This window comes from Aeromonas sp. QDB56, assembly GCF_027705505.1.
Classification (GTDB): Bacteria; Pseudomonadota; Gammaproteobacteria; order Enterobacterales; family Aeromonadaceae; genus Aeromonas; species Aeromonas caviae.
Map to the genome: position 1 here is coordinate 1 of NZ_JAPDBZ010000143.1, position 10407 is coordinate 10407.

General features: G+C 58.8%; 8 protein-coding genes. 2 read left to right on the forward strand and 6 right to left on the reverse strand.

All coding sequences use genetic code 11. The annotated features are described in order from the left end of the window. Positions 1 to 231: 231 nt before the first annotated feature. From ppiD to tig, 6 genes are all read right to left on the reverse strand, one after another. Positions 232 to 2145 (reverse strand): peptidylprolyl isomerase, encoded by a 1914-nt coding sequence (gene ppiD / locus OKB81_RS17130; RefSeq protein ID WP_270666230.1) that lies wholly within the window; start codon positions 2143 to 2145, stop codon positions 232 to 234. A gap of 149 nt (positions 2146 to 2294) precedes the next feature. Then, positions 2295 to 2567, reverse strand: a complete 273-nt coding sequence (gene hupB, locus OKB81_RS17135; protein ID WP_005315375.1) for a nucleoid-associated protein HU-beta — start codon at positions 2565 to 2567, stop codon at positions 2295 to 2297. Positions 2568 to 2807: 240 nt separating this feature from the next. Further along, on the reverse strand, positions 2808 to 5162 hold the full coding sequence (gene lon / locus OKB81_RS17140; RefSeq protein WP_010674574.1) for an endopeptidase La: 2355 nt from the start codon (positions 5160 to 5162) through the stop codon (positions 2808 to 2810). Positions 5163 to 5301: 139 nt separating this feature from the next. Then, entirely contained in the window at positions 5302 to 6576 is a 1275-nt protein-coding gene (gene clpX / locus OKB81_RS17145; RefSeq protein ID WP_160838304.1) for an ATP-dependent protease ATP-binding subunit ClpX, read from the reverse strand. A 70-nt stretch (positions 6577 to 6646) separates the two neighbouring features. Next, positions 6647 to 7270 (reverse strand): ATP-dependent Clp endopeptidase proteolytic subunit ClpP, encoded by a 624-nt coding sequence (clpP, locus tag OKB81_RS17150; protein WP_005324106.1) that lies wholly within the window; start codon positions 7268 to 7270, stop codon positions 6647 to 6649. Between the two features lie 86 nt (positions 7271 to 7356). After that, on the reverse strand, positions 7357 to 8667 hold the full coding sequence (gene tig, locus OKB81_RS17155) for a trigger factor (RefSeq protein ID WP_010674572.1): 1311 nt from the start codon (positions 8665 to 8667) through the stop codon (positions 7357 to 7359). A 430-nt stretch (positions 8668 to 9097) separates the two neighbouring features. On the opposite strand from tig, the gene OKB81_RS17160 reads away from it, so the two are divergent. Next, on the forward strand, positions 9098 to 9532 hold the full coding sequence (locus OKB81_RS17160) for a YccF domain-containing protein (protein ID WP_042016081.1): 435 nt from the start codon (positions 9098 to 9100) through the stop codon (positions 9530 to 9532). A gap of 84 nt (positions 9533 to 9616) precedes the next feature. Further along, positions 9617 to 10207 carry a 5'-deoxynucleotidase gene (gene yfbR, locus OKB81_RS17165; RefSeq protein WP_010674569.1) on the forward strand — a complete coding sequence of 197 codons (591 nt, stop codon included), beginning with the start codon at positions 9617 to 9619 and terminating at the stop codon, positions 10205 to 10207. Positions 10208 to 10407 lie beyond the last annotated feature (200 nt).

Sequence of the window (10407 nt, forward strand, 5' to 3'; positions counted from 1 at the left end):
GATGTGGAGCGGGTGATGTCACTTTGTAGCCGAGATTGGATAAAACTGACCTAATGTTTAATCCGATTGGTATTATGCCTGCTGGCAACGCCGAGCGGGATGCAAACCAGGACGATGCACGACTTAGCTCATCCCTGCCAGAGCAGGTAGCCGCCCCCCCTTGTACCGCGTACAGATAAAAAAACGGCTCCATTATGGAGCCGTTTTCACACTTGGGGCCGTGAGGCTGACCTACTCGACAGTGGCTTCCACGTCGGTGAAGTATTCGATCTTGGCCGCCTTGCGCAGCTCGTCGATCAGCGACTTGTAGTCGGCCTGTGCCTTGCCCTGACCCAGCTGACCTTGCAGCAGGCTCACCATCTGGGACGGCTCCTTGATGACGTTGACCTTGTCCAGCGCCACCACCACACGATCACCGTTGGCTTCGGTCACCAGCTCGACGCTCGGCTTGCCATCGGTCGGATGGGGCATGCGGAACACCTGGGTCACCAGGTTCTGGTCCATCTCCTGGGCGAAACGGGATACGCTGGTATGGGTATCCACTTTCAGACCCAGCGCGGTCAGGTCGGCCTGAACGTTCTCACCGGCCTTGAGCTTGTCCAGCAGACCCTGGGCCTTGCCACGGGCCACTTCACTGGCCTTGTCGTGCTTGATGGCGGTGATCACCTGCTCTTTCACCTCGGCAAGCGGCTTGGCCGCCTTCGGCTGGTGACCCATGATGTGCAGCACCAGCGCCTTGCCGTCGGCCAGCTCGATCACGTCGGAGTTGGTGTTGTCATCACGCAGCTGTTCGGAGAACGCCACGGAGAGCACCTTGGGATCATTGAGCGGTGCCGGCGCATCGGCCTGGCTGAAATAGCCGGTGGACTGCACCTGGAGGCCCATGGCTTCGGCGGTCAAGTCCAGGGAGTCCGGGTTCTCGAAGCTGCTGTCGGCCATCTTCTGCTGTTCGGCGAAGAACTGCTCCTTGGCCTTCTCAGACTGCAGACGGGCGATGGTATCGCTCATCACGTCCACGAAGGGCTTGGTCTTGGCAGGCTCGACGGCCAGCAGCTTGATGATGTGGAAGCCGAACGGGCTCTTCACCACGGCGGAGAGATCGCCAGCCTTGGCCAGCGCGAACGCGGCTTTCTCGAAGGCAGGATCCATCACCCCTTTCTCGAACCAGTCGAGCTCCCCGCCCTTCTTCGCGGAGAAGGTATCGGAGGAGTCGGCCTTGGCCAGCGCGGCGAAATCGTCACCCGCCTTGGCCTTGGCCAGCACGGCCTCGGCTTTCTGCTCGGCGGCCTTTTCATCCTTGCCAAACGGGATCAGGATGTGCGCCACCTGACGGCGCTCGGGACGCTGGAACAGATCCTGATGCTGGTCGTAGTAATCCTGGGCATCCTGCTCGGTGATCTTGATGTTCTTGCCAAGGTTCGCGGCATCGAGCAGCAGATAGTCGACCTTGACCGTCTCGTCGTTCATGAAGCGAGCACTGTTGGCCTTGTAGAACTGCTCCACCTCGGCATCGCTCACCTCGATCCCGTCCACATAGGCGGAAGCGGCCAGACGGATCAGGCGCAGGTCACGGGTCTGGTTGTAGAGACGATCCAGTTGCTCGGCTTCACCCTTGAGGGCGAACTCCGATCCCAGCACGGCGCCCATCAATTGCTGGCGCACCATGTCCTGGCGCAGGGAGTCGCGGAACATCTCGGGGGTCATGCCGGCACGGCGAATGAGCTGCAGGTAGCGGTCATTGCTGAACTTGCCGTTCTCGGCAAACTCGGGCATGGCGACGATGGCCTGCTTGATTTGCTCATCGCTGACGCGCAGACCCAGGGAGCGAGCCTTGTCATCGATCAGCGCCTGATCGATCAGACGGTCCAGCACGCCACGGCGGAACTGTTTCATGTAATCGGGATTGGCGGCCAGCTGGTTGAAGGCCTCACCCATTTGGGATTCCATGCGGGCCCGCTCATTGCGGTAGGCATTCTCCAGTGCGGGGGCACTGATGTCATTGCCGTTGACGGTGGCGGGGGCGGTACGTGCCGGGCCATTGAGGTAGCTGCCTACGCCGGCCAAGGCAAAGGAGAGGATGATCAGGCCCAAGATAACCTTGGCTACCTTGCCCTGCGCCCCTTCGCGTAGTTTATCCAACATCATGTTTGTACTTATGCTCCCGAACTCGATGGGCGTAAATAATGAAAAGGCGCACCGATTGCGATGCGCCTTGGTCAAGCAGTATGAGGGAGAGCCCTCTCACTTGTCTGGTCAGAGACCAAGGACGGTGCCGATAGATATCAGCGACCGGCTTAGTTGACCGCGTCTTTCAGGGCCTTGCCGGCTTTGAAGGCAGGAACTTTACCGGCAGCGATTTCGATGGTCGCACCAGTTTGCGGGTTGCGGCCGGAACGGGCTGCACGCTCGCGAACGGCGAAAGTACCGAAACCAACCAGAGCAACCTGGTCACCCTCTTTCAGGGCTTCGCCCACGGCATCGATGAAGGCATCCAGCGCACGACCAGCGGCAGCTTTGGAGATATCAGCACCGTCTGCAATCTTGTCAATCAGTTGAGATTTATTCACTCTTATATTCCCCTTTTATCGAACATCGCTGCGGCGCTGATTTCCCTGGCCACAACAAGTGGAGGTTTTATAACAAGCCTCCTGATCAGTTGCAAGTGACAATCTGGCGCAAACCCGCGCCACATCACGCATTGCGACTCATCATGAGTACCCGATCGGTGGTCAAGGCTACTTCCGTTGTCCGGTGCATGCAAGCCTTAACCACCCCCCGAATGCGCCAAATTTGCGGCGCATCAACATTTACACGACAGAAACGCGTTCGAAACCTTGCGGATTGTCCTGCAACGCCAGTGCAAGCACCTCATCAATCCAGCGAACCGGATAGATTTCAAGATCTTGTTTGACGTTGGCCGGGATCTCCTCGAGGTCACGTTCGTTCTCTTTCGGGATCAGCACACGCTTGATGCCACCACGGTGGGCCGCCAGCAGTTTCTCCTTGAGACCACCGATGGGCAACACCTCGCCACGCAGGGTGATTTCACCCGTCATGGCCACGTCGGCACGCACCGGGTTGCCGGTGAGGCTGGAGACCAGGGCGGTACACATGGCGATACCGGCGCTCGGGCCGTCTTTCGGGGTCGCCCCTTCCGGCACGTGCACGTGGATGTCGCGCTTCTCGTAGAAGTCGCCGTTGATACGCAGCTTCTCGGCACGGGCTCGCACCACTGTCATGGCCGCCTGGATGGACTCCTGCATCACGTCACCGAGGGAACCGGTGTAAGTGAGCTTGCCCTTGCCCGGCATGTTGGTGGTCTCGATGGTGAGCAGATCGCCCCCCACTTCGGTCCAAGCCAGCCCGCACACCTGACCAATCTGGTTCTGGTCGGTGGCCTTGCCATAGTCAAAGCGCTGTACCCCCAGGAACTCCTTGAGGTTCTCCTGGTTGACCTGAACATGCTTGATGCTCTTGTCCAGCAGGATGCGTTTGACTGCCTTGCGACAGATTTTGGAGATTTCACGCTCCAGGCTGCGCACACCCGCCTCGCGGGTGTAGTAGCGAATCACCCCGATCAGCGCCGAATCCTCGATGGTGATCTCGGAAGGCTTCAGGCCGTTGCGCTGGATCTGCTTGGCCACCAGGTGCTGCTTGGCAATGTTGAGCTTCTCGTCCTCGGTGTAACCGGACAGACGGATCACTTCCATCCGGTCCAGCAGCGGACCCGGTATGTTCATGGAGTTGGAGGTGGCCACGAACATCACGTCCGACAGGTCATAATCCACTTCCAGATAGTGATCGTTGAAGCTGCTGTTCTGCTCGGGATCCAGCACCTCCAGCAGGGCGGAAGCGGGATCGCCACGCATGTCCGAGCTCATCTTGTCGATTTCGTCGAGCAGGAACAGCGGGTTCTTCACGCCGACTTTCGCCATCTTCTGGATGAGCTTGCCGGGCATGGAGCCGATGTAGGTACGGCGGTGACCACGGATCTCCGCCTCGTCACGCACCCCACCCAGGGCCATGCGCACATACTTGCGGCCGGTGGCCTTGGCGATGGACTGGCCCAGGGAAGTCTTGCCCACCCCGGGAGGCCCGACCAGGCAGAGGATGGGGCCCTTAAGCTTGTTCACACGCGCCTGCACTGCCAGGTATTCGAGGATGCGATCCTTGACCTTGTCCAGGCCATAGTGATCCGCATCCAGCACCTCCTGGGCCTTGCCTAGGTCTTTCTTGACCTTGGAGCGGGCCTTCCAGGGCACCTGCACCATCCAGTCCACATAGCTGCGCACCACGGTGGCTTCCGCCGACATGGGGGACATCATCTTGAGCTTGGCGAGCTCGGCCTGGGCCTTCTCGCGGGCATCCTCCGGCATCCCGGCCTCTTCAATCTTGCGATTGAGGGCTTCGAATTCATCCGGGCTGTCTTCCAGCTCACCCAGCTCTTTCTGGATGGCCTTCATCTGCTCGTTGAGGTAATACTCCCGCTGGCTCTTCTCCATCTGCTTCTTGACCCGAGAGCGGATGCGTTTCTCGACCTGCAACAGGTCGATCTCCGACTCCATCATGGCCATCAGAAACTCGATGCGCTCGGACACGGAGGCGATTTCCAGCACCTTCTGCTTGTCTTCGAGCTTGAGCGGCATGTGGGCAGCCATGGTATCGGCCAGGCGCGCCGCATCGTCAATCGCCGAAATCGAGGTGAGTACCTCGGGCGGGATCTTCTTGTTGAGCTTGATGTAACCTTCGAACTGGCCGATGGCAGAGCGCACCAGCACGTCCTGATCCTTCTCCTCGATGGGGGCGGACGCGATGTACTGGGCCTCCCCGACAAAGAAGTCGCGATCGTCGATCATCCGCTCAAGGCGGGCACGCTGGCCCCCCTCCACCAGCACCTTGACGGTGCCGTCCGGCAGCTTGAGCATCTGCAGAATATTGGCCACTGTCCCGACGGAGAAAATTTCCTCCACCGTCGGTTCGTCAGTCGACGCATCCTTCTGGGCCACCAGCAGGACTTTCTTGTCCTGCTCCATGGCCGCTTCCAGACAGCGAATGGATTTTTCCCGCCCCACAAAGAGTGGAATGACCATGTGGGGATAGACCACCACGTCACGAAGAGGCAGGACGGGAATCTCGATGCGTTCTGAACGCTCTAGGTTCATATATGTCCTCTCGGCTTGTTATACCGTTGGCAAAGGCTTGGCTGAGTATATGGGGGCGCAAAGATGAGATTCAATCGCCTTGGCCGTAAAAAGCATGAAAGGGGCAAAAAGCCCCTTTATGTGATTAAAAATCAGACAGTTACTCTGAGGCTGCGGCCTGAGTCTCGGGATTGTCGTAGATCATCAGGGGCGCGGAGTCTCCCTTGATCACCGTCTCGTCGATCACCACCTTGCTGACCCCTTTCAGGGAGGGCAGGTCATACATGGTGTCGAGCAGTACGGCCTCGACAATGGAACGCAGACCCCGGGCACCGGTTTTGCGCTCCATGGCCTTGCGGGCAATGGCATTGAGCGCGTCGTCACGAAACTCCAGCTCCACCTCTTCCAGGGCGAACAGCGCGGCATACTGCTTGGTCAGCGCGTTTTTCGGCTCTTTCAGGATCTGGATGAGGGCAGCCTCGTCAAGCTCGGTCAGGGTCGCGACCACCGGCAGACGGCCGATGAACTCGGGGATGAGACCGTACTTGATGAGATCTTCCGGCTCCACCTTGGCAAAGTTCTCGCTCAGGGTTGCCTTGGCATTCTTGGATTTCACCTCGGCGCCAAAACCGATGCCGGTGCCCTTGACGGAGCGCTGCTCGATCACCTTGTCCAGCCCCGCGAAAGCACCACCACAGATGAAGAGGATCTTGGAGGTGTCGACCTGCAAAAACTCCTGCTGCGGGTGCTTGCGACCGCCCTGGGGCGGCACGGAGGCGATGGTGCCTTCGATCAGTTTCAGCAGTGCCTGCTGCACCCCTTCCCCGGAGACGTCGCGGGTGATGGAGGGGTTGTCCGACTTGCGGGAGATCTTGTCGATCTCGTCGATGTAGACGATACCGCGCTGGGCCTTCTCCACGTCGTAGTCGCACTTTTGCAGCAACTTCTGGATGATGTTCTCCACGTCCTCGCCCACGTAACCGGCTTCGGTCAGGGTGGTGGCATCGGCCATGGTGAAGGGCACATCCAGCAGACGAGCCAGGGTCTCGGCCAGCAGAGTCTTGCCGCTGCCGGTGGGGCCAATCAGCAGGATGTTGGATTTGCCCAGCTCCACGCCACCGGACTCGCTGCCGCTGCGAAGACGCTTGTAGTGGTTGTAGACAGCCACTGCCAGCACCTTCTTGGCGTACTCCTGACCGATCACGTAGTCGTCCAGATGGGCGCGGATTTCATGAGGGGTCGGCAGCTCGCTACCATCGCGCTTGGGAGAGATCTCGCGGATCTCTTCGCGGATGATGTCGTTGCACAGCTCGACACACTCATCACATACGTAGACGGAAGGGCCAGCGATCAGCTTGCGCACTTCATGCTGGCTTTTGCCGCAGAAAGAGCAATACAGCAGCTTGTCGGCCTCACCCTTGCGTTTCTCTGTCATTCAGCGACCTCGTTTTATCAATAGAGGATGGATCGTCCTGTTGAGTTTACAACAGGACGGGGTACCCTGCTCAGCCGCGCTGGCTCAGGATGCCGTCAACCAGACCATAGGCAACGGCCTGTTCGGCGGACATGAAGTTGTCACGGTCGGTGTCGCGCTCGATGGTGGCCATGTCCTGACCGGTATGGAACGCCAGACGATCGTTCAGGGTATTCTTGATTTTCAGGATCTCCTGGGCATGGATCTGGATGTCAGAAGCCTGCCCCTGGAAGCCGCCCAGCGGCTGGTGGATCATCACTCGGGCATTGGGCAGGCAGAAACGCTTGCCCTTGGCGCCACCGGCCAGCAGGAAGGCCCCCATGGAGCAGGCCTGCCCCATGCAGACGGTGCTCACGTCCGGCTTGATGAACTGCATGGTGTCATAGATGGACATACCGGCCGTGACGGCGCCACCCGGCGAGTTGATGTAGATGCTGATGTCCTGATCCGGGTTCTCGGACTCCAGGAACAGCAGTTGGGCCACCACCAGGTTCGCCATGTGATCCTCGACCTGACCGGTCAGGAAGATCACCCGCTCTTTCAGCAGACGGGAATAGATGTCGTAGGAACGCTCCCCTTTCGCGGTTTGCTCTACCACCATCGGGATGAGCGCATTGCGTGGGGATTCAGTCACATCGTTATAGTTCTTGTACATAAGGCATTGTCCCTAAAATAAAATGGCCCGAGTGGAGATCACACGAGCCATTATACTTAACAGTTTTGACCTTAAGTCAAATGTTCTTAGGCAGCGGCACCGGACTTGTTGATCACTTCGTCGAAGGCAACTTCTTTCTCGGTGACTTGCGCCTTGGACAGGATCAGATCGATGGCTTGATCTTCAATGGCCAGGTTGCGCACGCCGTTCAGCATCTGCTCGTTCTGCTGATAGTACTCGATCACTTCTTTCGGATCTTCGTAGGCAGTGGCCATGGACTCGATGATGCTGGTCACACGGGCGTCGTCAGCCTTGATCTCGTTGGTGCGGATGACGTCACCCAGCAGCAGACCAACGCGGACACGGCGCTCGGCCTGGGCCTGGAACAGCTCGGCCGGCAGCTCGGGGGCGTTGCCGCCCTGGAAGCCACCGAAGCGCTGCAGAGCCTGCTGACGCAGGGTGTCGATTTCCTGGGCAACAGCAGCCTTCGGCAGATCGATCTGGTTGGCTTCAACCAGGCCGTTCAGTACCTGCTCTTTCACGCTGTTTTTCAGGGCCTGGGCCAGTTCGCGCTCCATGTTCTTGCGCACTTCAGCCTTCAGCTCTTCAACGCTGCCGCTCTCGATGCCGAAACGCTTGACGAACTCTTCGGTCAGCTCGGGCAGCACTTGCTCTTCAACCTTGTGCAGCTTGGAGGCAAACTTGGCAGCCTTGCCCTTCAGGGCTTCGGCGTGGTAGTCAGCCGGGAAAGTCACCTCGATGGTGAACTCGTCGCCCGCTTTCTTGCCCAGGATGGCGTCTTCGAAGCCCGGGATCATGCGGCCAGCGCCCAGCTCCAGGGTGAAGCCTTCAGCCTTGCCACCGTCGAACTCTTCACCGTCGATGGAACCGACGAAGTCCATGGTCACACGCATGCCGTTGGCGGCAGCCACAGCGGCTTCAGTCCAGGTGGCGTGCTGCTTGCGCAGGGTGTCGATCATGTTTTCCAGGTCGCTGTCCTTAACGGTGGCAACCGGCTTCTCGACCTTGATGCTCTCCAGACCGGCAACTTCGAACTCCGGATACACTTCGAAAGTGGCGGTGAACTCGAAATCCTGACCTTCTTTGATCTCTTTCGGATCCATGGTCGGGGCGCCAGCCGGACTCAGTTTGTTCTCGATGATGGCCTTGATGAAGTTGTTCTGCATCATTTCATCGGCAACGCGGGCGTGAGCCATGGCACCGAACATCTTCTTGATGATGGCAACCGGAGCCTTGCCAGGACGGAAACCGTCGATGCGACGGGTTTTGGCCAGGCCATTCAATTCTTTGCGCACGGCGGCGTCAACGGTAGCGGCCGGTACAGTGATGGTAAGACGGCGTTCCAGACCCTGGGTTGTCTCTACAGAAACTTGCATTCTTTTACCTCGTTCAACTCAGCACTGCGTGCTGACCCTTTATTGCCCCCGGGCAAGCCCGGAGTCTTCCTGTTTATAAAGACAACGACTGTCTTTGTGATGAGAAAATATGACGCGACATTATAGCGGCGTGCAGTGGTCGCGTCGAGCCGCACATCCCCCATCCGGGGCACAGACAGCACAATTTGCGCAAGACTTTCTCCTATATGGGGAAGCCTTGCACCGAGTTCAAGCATTCCATCCGCAATAATTTGCACTGGCTCACTCTTTTTCACGGCGAACGGGCCATTTTGATCGCCATCCGCCGCCAATCAGGCACAAAAATGGCGTGCTGCGACCCAAATTGTCCACCTTCTCGCCTGCGCCATTGCGTCCCCCGGCAGGGCTCGCTATGGTGACAACCAATTTACGTGCTGCTGGAGTCACCCACATGTCCTTTTTCCGCTTCTTGTTCAATCTGCTCTGGTTCGTGCTGGGAGGCGTCTTCATGGGGCTGGCCTGGTGGCTGGCGGGGCTGCTCTGCTTCATCTCCCTCATCGGGATCCCCTGGGGACGCGCCTGCTTCGTCATCGGCACTTTCACCTTCTTCCCGTTTGGCAAGCAGGCGGTGAGCCGCAAGAGCATGACGGGCCAGAGCGACATCGGCACCGGTGCCCTGGGGCTGATTGGCAACATTCTCTGGTTTGTGCTCATCGGGGTCTGGCTGGCCATCGGCCACATCGCCTCGGCGCTGGCCTGTTTCGTCACCATCGTCGGCATCCCGTTCGGCATCCAGCACCTCAAGCTGGCCCTCATCAGCCTTGCCCCCATCGGCCAGATGATAGTGACCAACCACGAGGCCGAATCGGGCCGCTACATCCGCTGACAGCCCATCTCAGACTATCCTTGCGGGTGGAAAAAAGGGCAGACTAGGGTCTGCCCTTTTTCATTGCCCCATTCGAGGTCTTTAATGCTGCCCAGCCATTTTTTTGCCAACCTCGCCCGTATGCGCCTCATCTACCGCTGGCCCCTGATGCGCAACATCCAGCCCGAAAACATCGCCGAGCACAGCTTGCAGGTTGCCATGGTGGCCCACGCCCTCGGCCTTATCAGCAATCGCCTGTTCGGCGCTCAGGTGGATGCAGACCGGGCCGCCGTCATGGCCCTCTACCACGACAGCAGCGAGGTGCTGACTGGGGATCTGCCCACCCCGGTCAAGTACTTCAATCCCGAAATCGCCCGTGAATACAAGAAGATTGAGCTTGCCGCCGAGCAGCGCCTGCTGGGCATGTTGCCGCCTGAGCTGGTCGAGGACTTTCGCCCCCTGCTCGACTCCGGCGCCCAGGACGAGGCCCTCACCAGCCTGGTGAAGGATGCAGACACCCTCTGTGCCTACACCAAGTGTCTGGAGGAGCTGAGCGTCGGCAACCGGGAGTTCGAGCCCGCGCGAAAGCGCCTCGAGCAGATGCTGGACGCCAGGATGAACCCCGCCATGCGCTACTTCATCGATGTCTTCGTGGGGAGTTTTTCACTGCCTCTCGATGAGTTGAATGCCCATTGATGCCATCAACACGGCACCGGGCATCATCTCCTCCTGCGTATTGCCTCGATAACCGCCACTTCGGGGGGTTCCCCACAAAAGAGTGACAATAAAAAGGGCCCCGCAGGGCCCGTTATCACATCCACATATACAGGACCTTAAGAAAACACTTCATTTGAAATTCCTTCTAAGGTCCTGTTCTGTATCGATTTTCGCTGCTT